The sequence below is a fragment of the Arthrobacter sp. StoSoilB13 genome (assembly GCF_019977255.1).
Classification (GTDB): domain Bacteria; phylum Actinomycetota; class Actinomycetes; order Actinomycetales; family Micrococcaceae; genus Arthrobacter.
In genome coordinates this window covers 1,956,220-1,976,870 of record NZ_AP024647.1, presented here as the reverse complement: position 1 = coordinate 1,976,870, position 20,651 = coordinate 1,956,220, and the positions used below count along the sequence as shown (strand labels likewise).

The following is a 20,651-nucleotide window of genomic DNA, read 5'->3' as shown; positions in this document are numbered from 1 at the left end:
GTGGGCAGCACGGAATATCCCGGGGTGTGAACCGCGGGATGTGCGGGGGAGGGGTTAGCGGAGGGAAGCGGCGGGTATGAGGTCGCTGCGGGGCTCGTCCACAAAGACTCCGTCGGCTGCCATCTGGTCCCAGATTCTCTGGACGACCTTGCCGGCTTTGTGGACCAAGGCGGCCTCGTCAACGATAGTCAGGGCGCCGTCGCGGACCTGCCACTGTCCGTCTGTCATGACATTCCTGACAGAGAGGCCATTGGCGTACATGAGGTGGTTCAGGGGTTCGCGCGGCACGGTTCCGACGCCGACGAACATGCCACTGACGTCGATGCTCGTGAGGTCTGCTTTCGCTCCCACGGCGATGCGGCCCAGATCTTCACGGCCAAGTCCCCTAGCTCCGCCCAGCGTGGCTGCCTCGACGGCGGTCCAGATCGATGGGCGGACCATGGGCACCGGGGTGGAATCACCCAGGAAGTCAGCACGGATGCGCCCATAGATGACCGCCATTTTCAGGTTCTCGATGTAGTCGTTGGAGTGGGTGTCCAAACCGATGCCGGAATTGACGCCAGCCCCCAGCACTTCCGGCCACGGCCACTGCGCCGGTGTTACTCCCGCTCCCGTACCGGAAGGGCAGTTGGCAAACGTGAAGCTGGAGTTCGCCAGAAGGGGGAGGTCACGCTCAAAGTCGATGCCCAGCAGATGGGCCCCGAAGACGCGAACGGAACCATCGAAGATGCCCATGCTGTGCAGCCACGGTATTTCATCCTGGCCCCAGAGCCTGTTCATGGCTACCTTGTCTGGCTGAGGCGCGCGGCCATATCCAGCCTGAAGGTGAATGTGCAGGCCGTGCAGCTCTTGTGCTGCCGACTTCATTGCCGCAAAGGTTTCCGGTGTGTGCACAGCGTTGGTTGCCGGCGCCATCATGGGAAGGATGCGACCATCGTCAACGCCGTTGATGCTGCGGGCGTAGTCCAGGTTTTCCTGGATTTCGGCCAGGGTTTCCGGCACCGAATCGAACAACGCTTGATCGTCCGTACCCCGCTTCCATATGGGCAGGATCCGCTTCATTCCCGGGACAGCGCCTGAAGGGTAGCCCCGGATGCCAAACTCGCGGGCAACCCGGACGTATGACTGCATTGAGCGCAGGCCCTTGGACATTTCCACTTGGGTAGTACACCCACCGCGAAGAATTTCAGCCAGGTTCAACGCGGTCATTGTGTCCAGATCTTCGGCCGGAAGGTCTTCAAGGAGCACCATGGCTTTGAGGAATTGGCGCCCCTGCCGCAGCGGCGCCCCTTTGCTCATGGGAGTCAGGTTGCCTTCAACGTAACCACGGGTGGCTGCGCCTCCGGCTACATGGCTGTGCATGGAGATCAGTCCGGGAAGGAGCAATTGTCCCGGCATATCCACGCGCTCGTCGGTGCTGCCCGTGCGGGGCCTGACTGCCTCAATTCGACCGTTCTTGACCACAACCTCGTGATCGGCCAGGAGAACCATCTCGTCATTGATATGCGCCAGGAGCCAACTCGGGGCCAGAACCAGTGGACGGCTTTGGTCACGGAAGCCGTCAGCTCCGAATCCCCGCATCTTCGCCAGCGCAGACCCGCGCTGCACTTTGTCCTCCATCAGCCCTGTTTGAGCCACCTGGTTCCTGACTGTGCGGGTCTCTCCCTCGAGCACCACATCGCTTCCGCAGTTGGCACAGCCAGCTCCGGCCCTGGTTCGAAACGACTTCTACTTCTGCCATTCGTCTTCCCTCATCGTCGAGGCATCCAGTCAAGTGGATGCCGAATAGCGCCGACGGTATACCAAACGTGAAAGAAGCGTCAATAGGGCTGGGGAATGTTCAATTCTTTCTGCGATCATCACCCCATCACTGGCGACCTTGGCATACCAACCAGCCTCTTGCGCTCATGTGGGGCCTGGGCTATCGTGGCTAGATAATGAAATTATGACGATCGTCACGATATCGATGAAGGAGGTTGCCGCGGGCTGGCGGGCAGGCTCGATCTGCACCTGATATTGGATCTGCACCTAGCGAGGAACAGTGACCGTCACAGTCGTGCCGGAACCCGGCCGGCTGTTCAACCCGATGGTTCCGCCATGGGCTTCAACAATGGCTTTGCTGAGTGGTAACCCCAGGCCTGCCCCCGGTATTGCTGATTCCATTGCATGATCGGCCCGGAAGAACTTGGTGAAGGCTTCGTCTTGTTCTTGTTCGGTCATGCCGATTCCCTGATCGCGGACGGAGAGCTCTACCTCGCCGTTTTTTCCCTGGAGGCCAATGACCACTTGTGTGCCTTCGGGAGAGAACTTGATTGCGTTGGACAGCAACTGGTCAATGGCCTTGGAGAATTGACCGGGGTCCACATCTGCAGCGACGTCTCCATGGATTTGCAGAGCAATGGTGATGCCCCTTGCGGCGGCGGCCGGCCTGGCGTTCTTGACCGACTCCTGGAGCAGCTCGGAGACGTTGGTCGGCCGGCGACGCAGTTCGAGGTCTTCGGAGGCGACAAGGAGCAAATCATTGACAAGGGTCAGTAGGCGTTCCGCGTTCCGTTCGATGATGCCCATGAACGCAGGATTCGGCTGGTTGGCGAATATTTCCAGGTAACCAAGGATGGACGTTAGCGGAGTCCGAAGTTCGTGGGAGATAGTGGCGACGAACTTGTCACGCGCTGTTTGCGCCTTCACCAGGGCTGTGACGTCCGTGAAAGCAATGATGGAACCCTTCAACTGGCCCGATTCGTCGAGCAGCGGCCGTGCGGCCGCAGAAAAGGTCCGCTGCTTCTCCCCATCGCCCACCCGGACCAGCCTGTTGGTGAAACTGGCGCCTCGGACGGCAGAATCCGCGGGACCGTTCCGCTCTTCGGCGGACGGTCCAGTCACAACCGTGAAGGGGTTTACGGAGTCCGTCGACTCCTGAACCCATGAACGATCGGCCCGAAGGCGGCGGTTGGTAAGAATGTCGCCACCGTTTGTGTCCATGGCCCAGACACCGACGTTGACCGTTTCCAGGACGGTATCCAGCAGTTGTGCGTGTTCTTTGGTTGCACCGTGGAGCCGCACCAGTTCGCGATCCTTACGGTCCAGTGTGTCGCCATGTTCTATAAGCCCACGGGCAACAGCGTGTCCCGTGATCGTCAAACCAGTCATGATGACAGGAAAGACAATCATCCGGACCAACTCTGGCCGTTCAACCTCGTGCCCCAATACGAACGGTGACGCAACAGTGGCGCAAAGCGGTGCCAGGATGGCGAGGGCCACGCGCACCTTGCTGACGCTGACAGACAGCCAGATCACAGGGAAAGCCATGACAAGCCCCACCACGCTGAGAACCGGACCGCCGACCTCGCGGAGTAGGCCAAGAACGAGACAATCCAGTACGGGGATGAAAACGAAACTCCAACTGGGAAGACGGTTCCATGGAAGAACGAGGCATGCAGCCAGGATCATGACGTGCAGGAGCAGGACCACGATGAAGACAGGGTCGAAGAGGCTGCTGCCGTTGAACAGGATTGCTAGGAAAACAATCAACGTGACCATGACCATCAAGGGCAACTGACACAACACAACCGCCCTGCGCCTACCGATTCTGCTGAAATAGTCCTCCAGCGGCAAGAAAACGCTATCCCCCATAGCCAAGCACCTTCCATCCCCCCGGATCTGAAAACCAAGTCCTGCTGCCCAGCATAGTGATTCACAGATCAGCAAAGACAACGCGCGGTACGAAAGCACAGGAATTTGTGAAAAGTCCTCCCACGCCAAGACCAAGTACCCGGCAAGCAAGCAAGTAGTCGGGCCGGCCGGAAACGAGTACCCACTACTCGTGACGGGGCCCTTCTGCAGCCGATTCAATTGAGCACAGAGGATCTGAAATGACGTTTGTTGGAGGGGTTACGTTGAGTACAGGAATGGAATCGGCAGCAATGTTCGCGGGGTCGCTGCCCGGGCTTCTCCTTATGTCCGTGGGACAAATAATGGTAGTGGTGTGCCTGTGCTTCGATATGGTGCGTGCGATGTCCATACCCAGTTCACGCCCCCGGTACGTGGCGAATACGATTTTCAGGACATTGGCGGTTCCTTCCATCATGGTCATGGGGATCAGCGCGCTCGCTGAAGCGGTCACCTGGTCATGGCTTCAGGTGGCCATGTGCATGGCCGTGCTGGTGATGATCATCTTCCGCTGGCACTCCGACAAGGATGAAGACAACTGGTGGAAGGGCAAGGGCAAGAAGTTGGCCCGGTGGGCTCGTAAGCAGCTCTCGCCACCACCCGTGGTTGCCCCTGCAATGGGCTGACAAATCTCAACGATAAGGCCGTGCCGATGGTGGCGCGGCCTTATTTTTGTGTGGGCAAAGCGAGGGATTTCCTAGGTTTAGCGCAGGAAATGCGCAGGTTCCAGAGGCTTTCCACAGGAAGTCCCAAGGACTCCGATATGGGCCTCTCTCCGTTGCTACGTTGGTTGGGAGCTGGTATCGGGCCAGCCCACATCTCCCCAACTCGCTCAGGAGTTTTCAAAATGTTTGCTACCTTCCGCACCATCGCATCCCGTGCCCGTCGTGAAGAAAACGGCGCTACCGCCGTCGAATACGGCATCATGGTTGCGCTCATCGCCGTTGTCATCATCGTTGCTGTGACCCTGCTCGGCGGGAACCTCGTCGAGACCTTCAATAGCTCAGCCTGTGCCGTCAAGGGCGGCACCTGGACGGCCTCTGCACCAGCTTCGGGTTCGACCCCGGCCGTTGTTGGCAGCTGCTCGAAGTAGTCCGGCTCTCAGCGGGTACCCGGGTGGGTGGGTCGGTGGCCCCACCCACCCGAACCTCCTTTCCACTTTCGATGAGAAGGCAGATCCACATGCACAGGACATCAGAACGAGGTGCAGTAGCGGTCGAGTTCGCACTGCTTGCACCCATCCTGATACTCCTGGTTCTGGGGATCATGGAATTCGGACGGGCCTACAACGCGCAGGTCTCGCTCACGAACGCTGCCCGCGAAGGCGTGCGCGTGATGTCCATCGCAAATGATCAGTCGGCAGCCAGGACCGCGGCAAAAAACGCCGCTGTAACCCTGAATCCCAAGCTGGCAGATGCGAACTTCACCTTCAGTGCCACCAGCTGCACGTCCGGCGCGCAGATGTCCGTAACCGTCAAATACACACTCAGCACCCTCACGGGAATCGCAGGACCGTTCCCGATGCAAGGAGTAGGGGTCATGGTATGTGGCGGCTAAAAGGCAATGACGACGGCGAACGCGGAGCCGTCGCGGTCCTCATAGCTCTGATTCTGGTTGCGTTACTTGGCTTTGCCGCCCTGGCTGTGGACGCTGGAATGCTCTACTCGGAAAAGGCGCAGGCGCAGAACGGATCCGATGCAGCGGCCCTGGCCGTGGCAGAGAAATGCGCCGCCAATCTTAGCGACCCGAATTGCTCCACTACGTCCCAAATCGCCAAGGACATGGCCAATAAGAATGCCATAGACGGCCTTGGAAACATCAACTCGGTAAACCTTGATCTGACTAACCGGAAGGTGACCGTGTCCGCCGGCTCCCAGCAAGCGGGCGGCGCTCCAAATGCCGTTTCACTGGTCTTCGGCCGTGTCCTGGGCATGAACACGGCAGACGTTGTGACGTCGTCGACTGTTCAGTGGGGCAGTCCTCGTGCTGGAACAACTCCATTTCCCCTGGCGTTTTCGATCTGCCAGGTGCAAGGGTACGTTGGCGGTGTCCAACAGCTCCTGCAGGCTCACGGTACCGGCGCCAACCCCAGCTGCAACTACGGGCCTTCAGGGGCGGCAGTCGAGGGCGGGTTCGGATGGACTGTCCAGGATACTGGCGTGTGCGGTGGCACCATTGACCTGGCGCTCAGCGAAGGTGGCAGCGCTCCCGGGAACAGCGTGCCGCCAAACTGTGCAACCACCCTGAACAAGTGGGCAGCCAGCATCAACGCCGGAAAAGACGTTATCGTGCTGCTTCCGGTCTTCAATGCCGTCACGGGCACAGGCAGCGGGGCCATTTACCACTTGGTCTCGTTTGCAGCGTTCAAAGTGACGGGATGGAAGTTCAGCGGCGGCAGCAGCCTCCCTGACGCTTTCCACAACGAGAGCCCCTATGTTTCCTCTTCACTGTCCTGCACCGGAAATTGCCGGGGGATCGTGGGGAGGTTCGTCAAGTACGTATCGCTGGCAGATGGCTATTCCTTGGGACCTGTGGATGCCAATGGTGTCACCGTAGTGCGCCTGACCAGCTAGCCTTTCCAACTATTAAGCACAGGAGTGTTAAGTGAAATCACGCTTATTGGCAGGATCGGCAGCAGCGCTGCTGGCGGTCATAGGGGTGATCCTCGTGTTCGCTTATGCGCAGGGCGCTGATCAACGCGCTGTCCAGAATCTTGCGCCTGTCGACGTGTTGATGGTCAAGGCGCCGATTCCCGCCGGCACGCCGGTAGAGGCCATGAAGGCTTCCCTTGCCGCGCAGCAACTTCCGGAGTCTTCTGTCCCCGAATCGGCGCTCAAGACGTTGGGCGATTCGGCGGGCAAGGTGGCCGCTGTGGACCTGGTACCGGGCGAACCATTGGTGGCCGAGCGTCTTGTAGCTCCGGAGGCATTGAAGGCCCCGGGAAACGTTGCGGTGCCTCCAGGAATGCAGGAAGTTTCGTTCCAGCTGGACCCCGTGCGAGTCGTGGGGGGACGGATAGTTCCTGGTGACCACGTCGGGATTTTCATTTCCATGGCCAACGGTGGAATCGAGTCCAAGCCGGACAAGGAAACCACCCAGTTGTCCATTCACAAGGTGCTTGTGACCGCAGTGCAGCGTGCCCCCGAGCCAGCAGCCACGGCCCAGCCCAGCCCTGCCCCGAGTCCCGGGACCCAAGCACCCGATCCCAAGGACAGCACCCTGCCCACCGGTTCTCTCCTCTTGACCGTTGCAGTGGGCGACGCTGACGCAGCCAAGATCGTTTTCGCCGCCGAGTTCGCCAAGATCTGGCTGAGCAAGGAGCCGGTGGACGCCCAGGAGAGCGGACCCAGAATCATCCAACGGAGCGAGGTGTACAAGTGAGTCGCTTTGTCCTGATAACGCCCAGTGCTGAATTTGATCAGCGGCTGCGTCAAGCCGTTGCCGGCGGCCTCCCCGGAAGCGTGCAGACCTTCTTCACCAACGTCCTGCCTGTTGACCCCGCCGAGCTCTTCGGCGCCTTGGACCAGGGACAACTCGAGGTGCTGATCCTAGGCCCGGACGTGCCAGTGGAGGAAGCGATGCGCCTGGCTACGGTCCTTAACGTTCAGGTGCCGGAGCTCAGCGTACTTCTCGTCGCTGAGCCGCAGCCGGACTTTATCCTCCAAGCGATGCGGTCCGGCATCCGCGACATCATGAGCCCATCCGCAGACACGGCCGAGATCAGGGTCACCCTGGAGCGTGCTTGCCAGTCCTTCGCCACACGTCAGCGAACTTCGGAACCTAAGCCGGCAGGAGCACCTAAGGGACTTGTGATCGGCGTCTTTTCTCCCAAGGGTGGCGTGGGAAAGACGACCATCGCCACGAACATTGCCGTGGGGTTGGGCAAGATAGCGCCGATGAGCGTAGTGATCGTGGATCTCGATTTGCAGTTCGGTGATGTCGCCTCAGGGCTCTACCTCAATCCGGAACATACTGTCACTGATGCGGTCACGCCGTCGGCCAGCCAGGATTCTTTGGTACTCAAGGCATTTCTCACGGTCCATCCCGCTAGCATTTATGCTCTGTGCGCGCCCAAAAATCCTGTTGAAGCAGACGAAATTACTCCCGAACAGGTGGGCCGGCTGCTGGAGCAACTTGCCGAAGAGTTTCAGTACGTGGTGGTTGATACAGCTCCGGGGTTGCCTGAAATCGGCCTCGCGGCGTTGGAGCAGTGCACCGACGCCGTGTGGGTGTCAGCCATGGACGTGCCAAGTGTTCGGGGCCTGCGCTCCGGGTTGGACATCCTTCGCAAGCTGAATCTGCTCCCGGAAACCCGCCATGTGGTACTCAACATGGCCGATTCCAAGTCCGGGTTGTCCGTCCAGGACGTTGAATCGACCGTTGGTGCCCCCGTTGATATCAGCATCCCCCGGTCAAAAGCAGTGGCGCTCTCCACCAACCGTGGAATTCCGGTGCTGCAAGAGGGGGCGAAGGATCCAGCAATCAAGGGCTTGAACCATCTCGTTCAACGGTTCAACCCCGCGTGGCGGGCCACGGCCCAGCGAAAACTGCACAGAAGGGTGGTAGTCCAGTGAAGCTGTCCGAACGCCTGCGTGACGCCGAGGAAGAATCCGCGGCTCCAGCCACTGCGCTTGGACAAGGATCCAAGCCACTCTCGACGGCGAACCCCACCTTTGCGCAGGCCGCCCAGCAGGCCAAACCGAACCTTCAAACGAAGGCCACGGTCGCGTCGAAACCCCACCTCTCGGTGAAATTGGCTGATCATCCTGACACGCCGATGCCAAAGGCCCAGCAGCCGGTGGACGCCTTCGCTGCCCTGAAGCGACGCGCCGCAACGGCATTGTTTGAGCGTCTGGGTGCGAGGTTCAACGATTCAACGTTGAGTGAGCAGGAGTTACGGACGGCTGCCCGGGAAGAGCTGACCAGGATCATCGACGCCGAGCAGGTGCCGCTCTCTCCTGAGGAGCGCAGCCGGCTTGTGGCGGATGTGGCCGATGATGTCCTGGGCTATGGGCCACTGCAGCGCCTGCTGGATGACCCGGAAGTTACGGAGATCATGGTCAACAGAATGGACCAGATTTACGTCGAACGGCGCGGCAAGCTGATCCTCACTGATTCGGGATTTAGCTCCGAAGACCATCTGAGAAGAGTCATCGAACGCATCGTCTCCAAGGTGGGACGCCGCATCGATGAGTCATCCCCGCTGGTCGATGCCCGGTTGGAGGACGGCTCACGCGTCAACGCTGTAATTCCGCCGCTTGCTGTTGGGGGTTCGTCCCTGACAATCCGAAAATTCAGCAAAGTGCCCTTGACCATCAGGAATTTGATCGACTTTGGCACACTGACCCCTGAAATCGCCGAACTCCTGAATGCCTGCGTCAAAGCGAAATTGAACATTATTGTTTCCGGCGGTACGGGAACCGGCAAAACCACGCTGTTGAATGTCCTGTCTTCATTCATTCCTGAGGACAACCGAATTGTGACCATTGAGGACGCCGTGGAGCTGCAGATCCAGCAGCAGCACGTGGTCAGGCTTGAGAGCCGGCCCCCGAACACTGAGGGCAAGGGCGAAGTCACTATCCGGGAACTGCTCCGGAACTCCCTCCGTATGCGGCCGGACAGGATCGTGGTGGGTGAGGTGCGCGGGGGAGAGTCGCTGGACATGCTGCAAGCAATGAACACCGGGCACGACGGGTCCCTCTCGACGGTGCACTCGAATTCTCCCCGTGATGCCGTGGCCAGGCTTGAAACGCTGGTTCTTATGGCTGGAATGGACCTCCCCTTGCGGGCGATCCGTGAGCAGCTCGCGTCCGCCGTGAATCTCATCATCCAAATTTCGCGTCTCCGCGATGGCACGCGACGAATCACGCACGTGACTGAGGTCCAAGGGATGGAGGGCGATATCGTCACGCTTCAGGACGCTTTTGTTTTCGACTATTCGGCCGGCGTCGACGCTCACGGTAGGTTCCTCGGCAAACCAGTTTCCACCGGTATCCGTCCGCGGTTCATCGATCGCTTCACGGACTTGGGCATTCATGTTTCTCCCGAGCTTTTTGCGGCTCCACTGACATCGACGCCGAGGACGTGAGCGCGCCATGATTCTTTTCGTCGGGCTGGCCCTCATGCTGTCAGCCATCGTGCTGTTCGGGGTAGCTGTTATTTTGCCAAAGACCCCCGATGTTCCGCTGGACCGGCGGAGGCCCTACCAGGTGCTTCCCGGTTCCCATCTGACGCGATTCACCGGGTCAACAACGGACGCACTTCATCGTGTGCTGACGCAGCGCAACGTTCGGCTTTTCAACCGCGAACAACTCGATGACGCGGGTGTGCGAATGAGCCAAGCGGACTTCGTCGTCCTGGTGATCGCAGGCGCGGTGGTGGGAGCCTTGATCGGGCTGATTGTCGGCGGAATTCTCTTCGCAATTCTCCTCAGCATTTTGGCACCCTTCGTTGCTCGGCTGGTTCTGAAGTTCAGGGCCGGCAAAAGGCGTGACAAGTTCGATGATCAGCTTGGCGACACACTTCAGCTTCTTTCCGGCGGCCTAAGGGCTGGCCACAGCATCCTGCGCGCCATCGACGCTGCTGCCACGGAATCAGTCAGCCCCACATCCGAAGAAATGCGCAGGGTCATCACGGAGACAAGTCTGGGACGGGACTTGCAAGCGTCCCTGAACGATACGGCGGAGAGAATGCGGAACGAGGATTTCGTGTGGATAGCCCAAGCAATCCAGATCAACCGTGAGGTGGGTGGGAACCTCGCAGATGTGCTGGACCAGGTGAACGACACCATTCGCGAACGCAGTGAAATCAAAGGGCACATTAAATCCCTGGCTGCAGAAGGAAAGTTTTCGGCCTACATTTTGATGGCCCTCCCGGTGGGAATCGTGTTCATGCTCATGATCGTCAACCCCGGCTATATGAACGTGATGTTCACCAATCCGCTGGGCTGGGTGATGATCGGAGGTTCCGTCATCTTGATGACCATCGGTGGTCTGTGGATGCGCAAGATCATCGACTTGAAATTTTGAGGTGAACCTTGCACCCTTTCCTGCTTTTATCCTTGTTGCTCGTTCCTCTGCCGAGCGCCTATTTCGCGTGGTCCCTCCTTTCAACTGACCGGAGGACCCCGCGGGCAGTCCGTGAGCTCCTGTCGCGGGGTCAAATCGCGATTGAAGTGGAGCAGCAGAGCAGGAGCGGGGCTTTGGAGCGCCTGGCCTACAGGCTTACCCCTGGAAGTTATGTCCAGAAACTGGACAGACTGCTGGCTTTGGCTGGCCGTCCCACGTCACTCCCTCTGGGACGTGTCCTTGCCGCCAAGCCAGCACTTGGCCTTCTCGGCGCGATTTTTGGTGTGTTTATCACTACCACCAGCCAGAGTGGACTCATCAAGCTTGTGGGGATCTTTGTGGTCCTGCTGGGATATTTCATTCCGGACCTGATGCTTTACAGCAAGGGCCAGGAGCGGCAAAAGAAAATCCAGTTGGAACTCGCCAACACCATGGACCAAATGCTCATCTCCGTGGAAGCCGGCCTCGGCTTCGAAGGAGCCATGGCCCGCGCCGGAGAAAACGGCAAGGGACCGCTTGCGGAAGAACTTGTCAGGACACTCCAGGACATGCAGGTTGGCAGGAGCCGCCGGGAGTCCTATCTCGCGTTGGCCCAACGGACCAATATTCCTGAGCTTCGAAGCTTCGTGCAGGCGGTTATCCAGGCCGACACGTATGGAATTGCCATAAGCCGCGTGTTGAGGGTTCAGGCGAAGGTCATGAGGGTTAAGCGCCGGCAACGCGCCGAGGAGAAAGCCATGAAGCTTCCGGTGACTATTCTTTTTCCTCTGCTATTCTTCATCTTTCCAGTCCTGTTTATTGCCATCCTGGGACCAGCGGTGATCAATACCATAACAGCCCTCAGTGGTGGCTGAGCAGGAATAACGAATTTGTGTAATAAAAGGAAACTCAAGAAATCAGGGGGAGCTAAGGATTTGCTCAAGATCAGCACAAGATCGGTTTAAATCTGAGTTCAGGAAGTAGCATCGAGTTATGTTCAGTTCAGATTTCAGTGAGGTCGACGAGCGTGGGGACTCGGACCGTACCGGACAGACGAAAGGCTCCACATGGATGCCCAACGCGTCCGGACGGCCGATACTGGACCTCGCGGAATTCCAACTCTTGGAAGATCAGGTGGGCGATCCGCGCATAGCGCGCAGCTTTGCAAGCGACTTCGCGAAGCTCTGGCCAACACGGTACGAAAACCTCGCGGCCGCCGTCGAACGTGGTGACGAAGCGGCGGCCCCTGGACACGATCCTTAGCCTGAGAACATCTTCAGCGATGGTGGGGGGCATTCGCCTTTCGGTGCTCGCAGCCATTCTTGAAGGACACATTCTGAACGGTGAATTAAGCAATGCCCAGACTCTCCTTGATGAGATTGCCGAGTGTGGTCAGCGCACTGTCAAGGAGCTCAGGGAAAGCTACGTACTGAGGAATGAAAGTCCGGAACCGGATCCCATCTCCTAATCCGGCCTTTTCGGGGCGAGTCGATAACCGACTCCCCGGATCGTCTGCAGAAACCGGGGAGACTGTGAATCTTCGTGCAGCTTTCGGCGAAGATTTCCAATGTGGGTTTCAACAGCCCGTTCGTCGGCTTCGCTGATATATGCATCGTCGTCGTAATAGTCGCCACGGGCAGCCCGAACCAAGTCAGCCCTCGTCCGAACTTCGTCCGGGTTGCGGAGCAAATCCAGCAGCAGATCGAATTCGCTCCTGGTCAAGGTCAGGGGAGAACCATCAAGGGCTACTGCCCGGGATTTGTAATTCAACGACAATCCATTGTGTTCAAGGACCGGATCATTGCGTCCGTTCGAACGGACCAAGCCGGATTCGTTGGCGTCCTCGGGCAAGGACAACCCAACGCCTACGCGGGGGCGCCGCATCATCGCTGTGACCCTTGCCCTTAGCTCGCGTGGCAGGAATGGTTTCTTTACATAGTCGTCGGCACCCGTCAGGAAAGCGGTGAGAGTATCCGGTTCATCACGGCGTGCAGTGAGCATGACAACATACGCATCACTGAATTGCCGGATCCGCCGCAAAACCTCATGGCCATCCATGTCTGGAAGTCCGACGTCCAGTGTCACCGCCACGGCTTGATGATGTCGGACAACCTCGACGCCTTCGCGTCCAGTCGCGGCGGAATGGACTACAAATCCCGCCTCTCTCAGGATGGCGCCCACCAAATTCCGGACGTCTTCATCATCCTCAATGACTACAGCAACCCCAGGCTCGCTCATTGATTCCCTCGAGTCGGCGCACATCCCCGCAAGCCCAGCGCAAAGCGGGAAGTGTCACCCAATACGTACGATACAAGCATTCAAGTTTTATAGCACCTAATATGTGCAATATGCGCCGTCACAACGTTCCGGTTTTACGCTCCGCCCCCTGCTCTTCCCGGAATCGGCGCGAAACGATATTTGGTCCGTGTCCCCCAAACGAAGGATTCTGCCTTGACTGAGCAGCCTTTGCTTCGCACAGCCGCCCGCATCTTTAGAAAACTGACGCCCAGAGCCCGGGTAGCCGTCTGTGAATTGCCTTTGACTCTGGTAGTCGGAGGATTGTTCGTCTCTGCCCCAGCCCTTTGGCCAAGCCTCATGCAGAACGGGTTGTTTGTCACCGGAATCCTCATGCATGGGATCCTTTTCGTGAGTTGCTTCCTGGTTCCATGGGAGCGTCTGGCGCCGGGCGCCAGCCTGGTCATTCCGGTCCTGGATCTGGTTGCCCTCGCATTCACGCGAAGTGGTGCCTATGGCTCGCTGCCAGGCCTCGTGGTTCTGGCACTTTTTCCCGTGATCTGGTTGTCCGCCTCAGGTCTGCGAACCAGGTCCAGCCTCATCATTAGTTTTCTGGGTCCCCTCGTCATTGCCCTCCCGCCATTCATTTCGCACCTGCCTAAGCCGCCGTCCTCCGACATGTTCTCGGTTACCGTCCTGCCCCTGGTGATGTTGGCGGTGGCAATTACCATCCGGCTCTCGGGCTCGAATGCGCGGATTCAGCAACAGCGTGTCAGGCAGCGTGACCAAGCTTTGCGGCAATTGCTCGCGGCGAGCAGGGATCGCGAAATGCTGCTTGCGACGATCCTGGACACCATCGACGTCGGAATTGTCGCCGTCGATTCCAAGGGCGAGACGCTTTTGACCAACAACCAACAAAAAGAATTCCAGCGCGTGGCGACTCCATCCCGGTCCGGAGCGGCGCCCACACGCGAGGAGCTATTGATCTTTGGCCAGGATCGGCTGACACCGCTTCCACCCGAAAAGAGCCCCACCCAAAGGGCAGTCCAGGGAGAAACGTATTCGGATTACCTTGTGTGGTTCGGTACGGGAGCAGAACAGCGGGCAATTTCCACCGCCGCGCGCAGCATGAAATACGGCGTTGATGAAGGGTTCGGGGGAGCCGTGATCGTGTTTCGCGACGTGACCGACGTCGTCCAGGCCCTCGCGGCCAAGGATGAATTGGTTGCCAACGTTTCCCACGAATTCGGGTCCCCACTCACGTCCATCCTGGGCAACCTGGACTTGGTGCTCCGCGGAGATGAAGAGCTCTCGGATAGGGCGCAGACCCGTTTGGAAGTCGCTGAGCGCAACGCCGAGCGGCTCCGTGTCCTGGTGGATGATCTGCTGATGTCAGCCGCCGCAGTTGAGAGCATCCACCTACGGCGTACCGACGTGGCCGGCCTGGTTGAGAACAGCTTGGTGTCAGCCCATGCGCAGGCTGATTTTGCCAATGTGGGTCTCGTGGCCGACGTACCTTCACCCCTCTGGGCAGATGCAGACCCATTGAGGTTGGGTCAAGCCCTGGATAACCTCGTGTCCAACGCCATCAAGTACTCCCCGGGTGGCGGACGCGTCACCGTGAGGGCTGCCCGGAACGACGGGTGGATCCAGCTGGAAGTTCAAGATACCGGCATGGGGATGACCACGGAGGAGACCTCGAAGATTTTCACGCGCTTCTTCCGGACAGGTGCCGCCCGCCAGGCCGCCATTCCGGGCGTTGGCCTGGGATTGTCCATCACCAAGTCCATCGTGGAACGGCACGGCGGCAGTATCACCTGCACCAGCAAACCCGGGAGAGGCAGCACCTTTACGGTTTCGCTTCCAGCCACGCCATCCGAGGAGAACTGAAGGCATAAGCCCGTTCAGTGCATAAAGCCGCTGCCATCCCAGTCGCGGTCGTACTTGCCGCACCGCGTGCAGCGCCTGTAGCGGCCGCTGCCATCTTCTGCCGATTCCACATGCCAGGCGTGGCCCAGGTTCAGCTTGCACAAGAGCATCTTGAGCATGGCGCTCTCCATTCCTAAACACGGGCAAACCAGCGAGCCGTGATTGCTTCGTGCCCCATCAGTTTAGGCAGTGAGCCCGTTCGGCCGGTAGGGCATTGGGGTTCAGGCATGCCGGTTCCATGTCCTGGAAATTCCTGATGTCTGGAATCGATGTCGTAGTCTGATGCGTAGTTGGGCCGGCTGCCGACCAACGGGCCATGCCGGTTACTTCCATTGGGGGAATTGATGACAAACGACACGGATGGTGCGGCTTACGGCCAGTCGGAAGTGCCGGCGGTGCCGCTGCAACAGCCGCAGCCCTTCGCACCGCCGGGAGTGCCTGCGGGCTCGCCTCCGTATGGCTCGTCGCAGCCTTTTGCAGCACCCGCTGCTGCTCCAGTGCCACACCATTACCAGCAGCCGCCCTTCCAGCAGGCTTCCTTCCAGCAGTCGCCTTTTCCGTACCAGCCCTACTACCAGCAGCAGCCCTTCCAACATCCAGGCTTCGGACCCCCAGCTTTCCCGCAGAACCCTCCGCGGGAAAATTGGTCCAGCGATTCCAAGAAGCGCATCGGTCCCTCGTTTTGGATCGTGTGCGCATTGCTTGCCCTACTTGCCGTGGCCAATGCTGTTACAGGGAATGGCGAATCGATCCTGATCTTCGTCGGCCTGGCAGCGTTGCTTACTGGTCTCTATTCGCTCATTTTCAAGCGGCCCTCTTGGGCTGCGCTACCCAGCAAACAGGCCGCAATAGTGGTTGCCGTCGTGGGAGCGGCCTCGCTTTTCCTCGGCGTGGTTGCTGCCGGGACTGAAGCGGCTCGTGATTCGGCAGTCGCCGCTGCTCAGCGAGCTCCGAGTACCATCCAAGACAGGCCCGGAGACGGGACTATTCAAGACGGGATCATCCAAGACGGAACATGGATTGTTGGGAAGGATATCGCCCCGGGAACGTATCGAACCATGAAAGAAGTCACAGGCGCGTGCTCCTGGCAAATCACGCGCCCGGGCAGCACTGATAGCTCTGAAGGAGCTGTCACCAGCGGATTTCCCATGGTGAAACTGGTCCGCGGCCAGAGGCTGATAACGGAAGGCTGCGGAGGCTGGACGAAGCAATAGGCTCCGCCCAGCAATCGCCCTGTCCACGGACTGCCCGACGCCAGTGCTGCTATCCGTCCGCCTCGAGCCGCTGCTTAAGCCGCCTGTGGCTCGCTGGGGCACCCCGCGCCGCGAGCTGACGTACGGCGGGCACGAGGGCCTTGCCGAAGCCGTGCCCCTCGAAATCGAGCTCAAATGTCATCCGGGACCTTGCGCCGTCGTCGAGCGGTTCGACGTCGATGCTCGCGTGAGGGCGGATCGGGCCCGCAACCCCGTGTGCGGCGAACCGATGGGGCGGCTCCACCTCCGTGATCTCCTGGGTCATTGTTCGCTCGTTGGGTCCGATCCGGCGGGTGGTGGTGAACCGCGACCCGACTTCACTGCGGTCCGGGCCCCTCGAAATGCACCTCCAGGACGTCAGCCTGCCACTCCGGGAAACGCAGCATGTCGCTCGCATACGCAAAAACCTCATCAGGTGGTCGCTCGATTTCTATGGTGTGCGTGAGTGCTGACATGGCTCCTCCTTCTCCTCCATCGTCTCTCGATTCGACCGAAAACGACGTGGCGAGTGCGGATCCCTGCTGGCGCAGCGCGAGGCGATCGCAGCCGATTCAGGCTTTGCATTCGGACGGGTTTTGCCGGACATGCTCCGGGTAGATAATGCTGTGACTGTGAAGATCATGGGTCAGCCCCCCGCGCCACCCAGTCCGCGTTCGTCAAACGCCACACCGCCGCGGCCACGAGCGTGAGCCCGACGATCTCGAGCGCGCCACCGGCCACAGCGAACCACTCGTTGCCGACGATGATGTTGAAGGTGGCCGATGGTCCAGCAGATGATGAGCGCGCCCGCCCACCGCCCTCGCGGCCAAGGATGCTGCCGCTCACTTCGCTTTCGGGCCCTTCCGCTGATTCGTCTTATTAGCTCGGTGCTGGGTTTACCGAACACGTCAGGGTTGGAGTTCCCCATACACCGTAGCCGCTTGTGTCCGTGCGGGTGTCGGTTATCTTGACGCGCTGGACTCCGTCCAGGGGAATGGTTTGTCGTTCTGCTGATTGTGTCGGACCACTTGTTACGGATACGAAGATTTTGTCGTCAAGATAGATGTTGAACGTGATGGGCTTACTCGATGTAAGTGTTTGAGAGGCTTGACCGAACGAAATCGTGAGCCTCGTACATAAGCCGCGAATTTCATAGGTCCGGTAGTTTTCCTTCTCGCCATTACCCGTAGAGAGGTAGCTTTCAGGAAAATCAGTGTCACCAATGCTGTGCCGGCCAGGTCCCACTACGAGTCCGGCATCAACGGCTCTCACATCTCGGAGGGGGATCGTCTGTAGCGCGGAAACGCCGGTACCACCATTTGGTGGAGCGGGGAGAATTGCAGATTCCGTAACTGTGTCCCCGGGACGGGAAGTTGCTGTAGAGCGTCCTGTGTTTGGGTTCCCGGTCACGGTGGGTGTGGCAAGCTGGCGGGTCTGCTGTCCGTCGCCGGGTAATTCGTCGGGGACCGTAGGATCCGGATCCACTGAAATGTTATGCAACCACAGAGCGAAAACTCCAATGACAACCAGTGCAGGGATGCCCAAATACAGGCTCTTCTTGACTCTGCCTGCCCGAGGGCCATGCACTCCGGAACTTCGTGTCAGGGTTGGCTTGGCTAAGGGAGCGAACCTTGTTGGAATCGAATTTCTTGCGCGACGAAAGAGGGCAATGCCGTGGCTTGCGCCGCTCCACTTCCGCCGGACGGCTGCCTGGACACGTAAGGTGGCCAACAACAGGAAGATTCCAGCGACTGCGACGGCAAGGGGGCCCGGCCACCATACGGGCATAGCGATTCCGATGAGAGCGCCAGTCCCCAGGCCCAAGAGGCCTGTGCCCAGGGCGGGCACCCATTTAGGGATAGGCATCCTACCCGGGGAAGAGAATGCTATACCGTCTTCATCTTGAATTCTTGAGGAGTAATTGGAAAGGATCGAGACAGCGAAAAAGCGCGAAAGTTGAGGTGAGCGGGCGAGGTCGAGTAGCCAACCACGTTCCAGGTCACAGGCTTCGGTTAAGTGGGACAATGTCGCCTCGGCCTGCTGAATTGGCAAACGGCTGAGAACTTGCCCCCAGTCAGATGCTGCGGGGCGATGAAGCATTTCTGACTTAAGAATTTCTACGACACGTTCTGGATATTTGTTGTAGAGGCCCCTTATTTCATCGGCATAAGCCCGCGCATACTGAGGGTCATCGAATGTTCTGGTCACAGCACGGCGGCGCACGATGTTCCACTGCCCAGTAGATCGGATGAGAGGCCGGCATTCCGCTGCCCTCTCCAGATCGATCCCGTCCAGCTCGTTGAGACGCCGGTCCAGGATGAACGCGTAATCGGTGATCATGGAGTCCTCCAGCGTTCCCTGATCGATGCGCGGTTTGAGCGTCCTTGTCCATACGGCATCGTACATTTCTGCAAGGGAGCCGCCTGCGGCCAAAAAAGACTGACCCGCTACGGTGTTGGAGACAGGACTATTTTCGCCGCTTGGGACATTTGCCAACGAGCCGAGCAGGTGTTCCCGGAAGTCTCTACGTTGGTCTGTGCTTAATCTTCCCTCCCTCATAGCGATTGCGATTTGCGGGGCGATGGGACGATTTTCTGCGATGGTCTCAACAACCCTTTCCATGGTTCGGGGTTGTTGTAACCATGGGGAGGAGGAAGCTGACTGCAAAATAGTCAAAACTTCAATATCGTCGAGGTCTTCAGGTCGCCGCACCAGAAGAGATTCTGTTCTGAGATAGTTCACTAATTGCGTGATTGTCTCGACGGTGTCTGGAAACCGGTCACCCGAGGCGGTTTGCGCGTGCAGAAGTGCCCGTCCTAACTTGCCAAAACGGGTCGTGCGCATCTTGTCGGTGGCATCTAAAGACCACATCACCTGATCACGATGAAGCGACCTGCAATCACTGAACGCGCGCGATACAAAGACGACGGCACTGTCGCAGGATTCGGGCCGGGCATCGAAGGTGGAGAAGGTTACATCTCTGAGCATGCCGGAGGGGATCAAATTCAGGGCTAGCGACAGGATTCGGGCGATCGGGAGGTCGTAGTCTGCTTCAATGACCGCTCGCCGCCCCGTTTCAATGTATTCAAGCAGGCAGCCTGCCACGCCTGTAACATAGTCCGCCAGTCTTTCGTCATCGGATTTCAGTGCCAGCCGGGGAGGGAATACCGGTAGTTCCTGGTCGATGCGTGGCAAATCCGTTTGCGGACGGGCCTCTATGGGCCAATCGCGTGCGATCGACGCGGACTGCGAAATTGTGAGTGCCGACGCGGGGTCAAGGCTGTTAGTGGGGTCGCACAAGGCATGAACCATGTAGCGTCCGCTCCGTCCATTTGCATCAAGTCCCAAGTACCTCTTCACAAGAAGGATCGTTCCGAGCTGGACGTCGACTCGGTAGACAACGGCCCTCGGGAGCTGGAATGCCGCGCAAAATCTCCGAGCTTGACCCTTGCGACAAGTACGCCACTTGGCCGCCCAGTCCTCCCTGCAGATGTTCGGGGCGTACGGGCCATCCCGGCGATTGGCCGACAACTCCGAACCCTGGCCCTGTGAGGGTGTGTACAGCCCATGTATAGATCAGTTGCTCCATGCGGATCACGGATGGCCGCGTACCAAGGGCCCCAGATTGGCGTGTCATGGCTTCGCCTCGATGAACCCAAGTTCCCACAGGGCGATGATCAGAGGGTCAAGGCAGCGGTTCGGTGCTCCAGCGACGGATGCGGACGCAGTGCCAGAGTCATCATCATCGCTTCCGGTGCCGCTGACGGCAACACAGCGGCCTTTTCCGTTGAAGCTTTGTACCTTGTGCAACAGCGTTTCCCCGCCCTTGTCGATGATGTAGGGCACCAGCTCATCTGCTTCAGCATTGAGGTCGGAAATTACCCCCCGTACTCCACGGTCGTATTTGCGTGGCTTCAGCACGTCCACAGGGAATCCGGTAGCCTCACTGAGCTGGTCCGCCTTGGAGAGCACGAAGATTGGCACTACGAGTTTTTGGCGTCTGCGCATCTGTCGGGGACTGCCCTTGGCCACATCGACGGCGACCTGGATTTTCTCGCGTGTCAGTAGTTTGCTCTGCGTAGCCCGCCGACCGCGCCGCCTAGCCTCGGCTGGTAGCTTATCGAGCGTCGCTGGAGGAGCAAAGAATAAGAGGACATCCGTGATGTGGGCAAAATGATATTGGTTTTGGGCCTCCTCTTCGGTTTTTCCCTCTTCGCCCGAGGTGTCGTAAAGGAGCACATTTAACATTCGACCGTTGACCTCGACTTCAAGGACAAGGGGCTTCCGAAGAGGTTGACCGGAAAGAATGGGGTGAGTCGGCTCGTTCTTGTTGAGGTACTCATTCTTATAGGTTTGACGCCAACCAGGCGCAAGTTCGCCCGTAATCCCGAGGGGTTTAAGCGTATTTTCAAGCTCCAATTGGTTGATCAAAGCTTTGACGAAGGCTGTTTTCCCGGCGCCGGACTCGCCCCACAACGCGATGACGAGCATGTCCCGTTCGTGGGAATCGGGCGGAAGAAGATGCCCTTCGGGGCAATGA

21 protein-coding genes are annotated in these 20,651 nt (G+C 58.9%); 12 read left to right on the top strand and 9 right to left on the bottom strand.

The window, feature by feature from the left end; genetic code table 11:
- Positions 1-54: 54 nt before the first annotated feature.
- Complete coding sequence (locus tag LDP01_RS09200; RefSeq protein WP_224088625.1) at positions 55-1,620, bottom strand: amidohydrolase family protein; 1,566 nt, start codon at positions 1,618-1,620, stop codon at positions 55-57.
- A 408-nt stretch (positions 1,621-2,028) separates the two neighbouring features.
- A complete protein-coding gene (locus tag LDP01_RS09195; protein ID WP_224088623.1) occupies positions 2,029-3,540 on the bottom strand; it encodes a sensor histidine kinase in 1,512 nt (503 codons plus the stop codon).
- 332 nt (positions 3,541-3,872) lie between these two features.
- On the opposite strand from LDP01_RS09195, the gene LDP01_RS09190 reads away from it, so the two are divergent.
- The 10 genes from LDP01_RS09190 to LDP01_RS09145 all read left to right on the top strand — a co-directional run bounded on the left by LDP01_RS09190 (position 3,873) and on the right by LDP01_RS09145 (position 11,978).
- Positions 3,873-4,295: a hypothetical protein gene (locus tag LDP01_RS09190; protein ID WP_224088621.1), complete on the top strand. Its 423-nt coding sequence runs from the start codon at positions 3,873-3,875 to the stop codon at positions 4,293-4,295.
- Positions 4,296-4,516: 221 nt separating this feature from the next.
- Entirely contained in the window at positions 4,517-4,762 is a 246-nt protein-coding gene (locus LDP01_RS09185; RefSeq protein ID WP_216926391.1) for a Flp family type IVb pilin, read from the top strand.
- 89 nt (positions 4,763-4,851) lie between these two features.
- Positions 4,852-5,226 carry a TadE/TadG family type IV pilus assembly protein gene (locus tag LDP01_RS09180; RefSeq protein ID WP_224088619.1) on the top strand — a complete coding sequence of 125 codons (375 nt, stop codon included), beginning with the start codon at positions 4,852-4,854 and terminating at the stop codon, positions 5,224-5,226.
- The gene (locus tag LDP01_RS09175) at positions 5,214-6,242 is read left to right on the top strand and encodes a Tad domain-containing protein (protein ID WP_224088618.1); all 1,029 of its coding nucleotides are present in this window, start codon (positions 5,214-5,216) and stop codon (positions 6,240-6,242) included. Before LDP01_RS09180 ends, LDP01_RS09175 begins: the two co-directional genes overlap by 13 nt.
- Before the next feature lie 31 nt (positions 6,243-6,273).
- A complete protein-coding gene (gene cpaB, locus LDP01_RS09170) occupies positions 6,274-7,050 on the top strand; it encodes a Flp pilus assembly protein CpaB (RefSeq protein WP_224088617.1) in 777 nt (258 codons plus the stop codon).
- Positions 7,047-8,243: a CpaE/TadZ family protein gene (locus LDP01_RS09165; RefSeq protein WP_224088616.1), complete on the top strand. Its 1,197-nt coding sequence runs from the start codon at positions 7,047-7,049 to the stop codon at positions 8,241-8,243. Before cpaB ends, LDP01_RS09165 begins: the two co-directional genes overlap by 4 nt.
- Positions 8,244-8,446: 203 nt before the next feature.
- On the top strand, positions 8,447-9,757 hold the full coding sequence (locus tag LDP01_RS09160; RefSeq protein WP_224091139.1) for a TadA family conjugal transfer-associated ATPase: 1,311 nt from the start codon (positions 8,447-8,449) through the stop codon (positions 9,755-9,757).
- Positions 9,758-9,764: 7 nt separating this feature from the next.
- Positions 9,765-10,697, top strand: a complete 933-nt coding sequence (locus tag LDP01_RS09155; RefSeq protein ID WP_224088615.1) for a type II secretion system F family protein — start codon at positions 9,765-9,767, stop codon at positions 10,695-10,697.
- An 8-nt stretch (positions 10,698-10,705) separates the two neighbouring features.
- Positions 10,706-11,590, top strand: a complete 885-nt coding sequence (locus LDP01_RS09150) for a type II secretion system F family protein (protein ID WP_224088614.1) — start codon at positions 10,706-10,708, stop codon at positions 11,588-11,590.
- A 118-nt stretch (positions 11,591-11,708) separates the two neighbouring features.
- Positions 11,709-11,978 (top strand): hypothetical protein, encoded by a 270-nt coding sequence (locus LDP01_RS09145; protein WP_224088612.1) that lies wholly within the window; start codon positions 11,709-11,711, stop codon positions 11,976-11,978.
- 201 nt (positions 11,979-12,179) lie between these two features.
- Here the strand turns inward: LDP01_RS09145 and LDP01_RS09140 are convergent, their stop codons facing one another.
- Positions 12,180-12,953: a response regulator transcription factor gene (locus LDP01_RS09140; protein WP_224088610.1), complete on the bottom strand. Its 774-nt coding sequence runs from the start codon at positions 12,951-12,953 to the stop codon at positions 12,180-12,182.
- Between the two features lie 213 nt (positions 12,954-13,166).
- On the opposite strand from LDP01_RS09140, the gene LDP01_RS09135 reads away from it, so the two are divergent.
- Positions 13,167-14,840, top strand: coding sequence for a sensor histidine kinase (locus tag LDP01_RS09135; RefSeq protein WP_224088607.1), 1,674 nt, complete (start codon positions 13,167-13,169; stop codon positions 14,838-14,840).
- A gap of 14 nt (positions 14,841-14,854) precedes the next feature.
- On the opposite strand, the gene LDP01_RS09130 is transcribed toward LDP01_RS09135, so the two are convergent.
- The gene (locus LDP01_RS09130) at positions 14,855-14,998 is read right to left on the bottom strand and encodes a hypothetical protein (protein WP_224088605.1); all 144 of its coding nucleotides are present in this window, start codon (positions 14,996-14,998) and stop codon (positions 14,855-14,857) included.
- A gap of 225 nt (positions 14,999-15,223) precedes the next feature.
- On the opposite strand from LDP01_RS09130, the gene LDP01_RS09125 reads away from it, so the two are divergent.
- Positions 15,224-16,093 carry an Rv1352/Rv1906c domain-containing protein gene (locus LDP01_RS09125; RefSeq protein WP_224088603.1) on the top strand — a complete coding sequence of 290 codons (870 nt, stop codon included), beginning with the start codon at positions 15,224-15,226 and terminating at the stop codon, positions 16,091-16,093.
- 49 nt (positions 16,094-16,142) lie between these two features.
- Here the strand turns inward: LDP01_RS09125 and LDP01_RS09120 are convergent, their stop codons facing one another.
- From LDP01_RS09120 to LDP01_RS09105, 5 genes are all read right to left on the bottom strand, one after another.
- Positions 16,143-16,397: an SRPBCC family protein gene (locus LDP01_RS09120; RefSeq protein WP_346658876.1), complete on the bottom strand. Its 255-nt coding sequence runs from the start codon at positions 16,395-16,397 to the stop codon at positions 16,143-16,145.
- Between the two features lie 52 nt (positions 16,398-16,449).
- A complete protein-coding gene (locus LDP01_RS23375) occupies positions 16,450-16,587 on the bottom strand; it encodes an SRPBCC family protein (protein WP_263433688.1) in 138 nt (45 codons plus the stop codon).
- Positions 16,588-16,750: 163 nt separating this feature from the next.
- Positions 16,751-16,957: a hypothetical protein gene (locus LDP01_RS09115; RefSeq protein ID WP_224088601.1), complete on the bottom strand. Its 207-nt coding sequence runs from the start codon at positions 16,955-16,957 to the stop codon at positions 16,751-16,753.
- Positions 16,958-16,990: 33 nt separating this feature from the next.
- Positions 16,991-19,423: a GAP1-M domain-containing protein gene (locus LDP01_RS09110; protein ID WP_224088599.1), complete on the bottom strand. Its 2,433-nt coding sequence runs from the start codon at positions 19,421-19,423 to the stop codon at positions 16,991-16,993.
- Positions 19,424-19,744: 321 nt separating this feature from the next.
- Positions 19,745-20,602: a hypothetical protein gene (locus LDP01_RS09105; protein WP_224088597.1), complete on the bottom strand. Its 858-nt coding sequence runs from the start codon at positions 20,600-20,602 to the stop codon at positions 19,745-19,747.
- Positions 20,603-20,651 lie beyond the last annotated feature (49 nt).

Bases quoted from the DNA above. Each gene is read 5' to 3' on its own strand.
- LDP01_RS09120 (WP_346658876.1), bottom strand. From the start codon at position 16,397: ATGACCCAGGAGATCACGGAGGTGGAGCCGCCCCATCGGTTCGCCGCA.
- LDP01_RS09175 (WP_224088618.1), top strand. From the start codon at position 5,214: ATGTGGCGGCTAAAAGGCAATGACGACGGCGAACGCGGAGCCGTCGCG.
- LDP01_RS09185 (WP_216926391.1), top strand. From the start codon at position 4,517: ATGTTTGCTACCTTCCGCACCATCGCATCCCGTGCCCGTCGTGAAGAA.
- LDP01_RS09130 (WP_224088605.1), bottom strand. From the start codon at position 14,998: ATGCTCAAGATGCTCTTGTGCAAGCTGAACCTGGGCCACGCCTGGCAT.
- LDP01_RS23375 (WP_263433688.1), bottom strand. From the start codon at position 16,587: ATGTCAGCACTCACGCACACCATAGAAATCGAGCGACCACCTGATGAG.
- LDP01_RS09155 (WP_224088615.1), top strand. From the start codon at position 9,765: ATGATTCTTTTCGTCGGGCTGGCCCTCATGCTGTCAGCCATCGTGCTG.
- LDP01_RS09190 (WP_224088621.1), top strand. From the start codon at position 3,873: ATGACGTTTGTTGGAGGGGTTACGTTGAGTACAGGAATGGAATCGGCA.
- LDP01_RS09160 (WP_224091139.1), top strand. From the start codon at position 8,447: ATGCCAAAGGCCCAGCAGCCGGTGGACGCCTTCGCTGCCCTGAAGCGA.
- LDP01_RS09145 (WP_224088612.1), top strand. From the start codon at position 11,709: ATGTTCAGTTCAGATTTCAGTGAGGTCGACGAGCGTGGGGACTCGGAC.
- LDP01_RS09195 (WP_224088623.1), bottom strand. From the start codon at position 3,540: ATGGTCACGTTGATTGTTTTCCTAGCAATCCTGTTCAACGGCAGCAGC.
- LDP01_RS09180 (WP_224088619.1), top strand. From the start codon at position 4,852: ATGCACAGGACATCAGAACGAGGTGCAGTAGCGGTCGAGTTCGCACTG.
- LDP01_RS09200 (WP_224088625.1), bottom strand. From the start codon at position 1,620: ATGGAGGACAAAGTGCAGCGCGGGTCTGCGCTGGCGAAGATGCGGGGA.
- LDP01_RS09125 (WP_224088603.1), top strand. From the start codon at position 15,224: ATGACAAACGACACGGATGGTGCGGCTTACGGCCAGTCGGAAGTGCCG.
- LDP01_RS09110 (WP_224088599.1), bottom strand. From the start codon at position 19,423: ATGGTTCATGCCTTGTGCGACCCCACTAACAGCCTTGACCCCGCGTCG.
- LDP01_RS09140 (WP_224088610.1), bottom strand. From the start codon at position 12,953: ATGAGCGAGCCTGGGGTTGCTGTAGTCATTGAGGATGATGAAGACGTC.
- LDP01_RS09105 (WP_224088597.1), bottom strand. From the start codon at position 20,602: ATGCTCGTCATCGCGTTGTGGGGCGAGTCCGGCGCCGGGAAAACAGCC.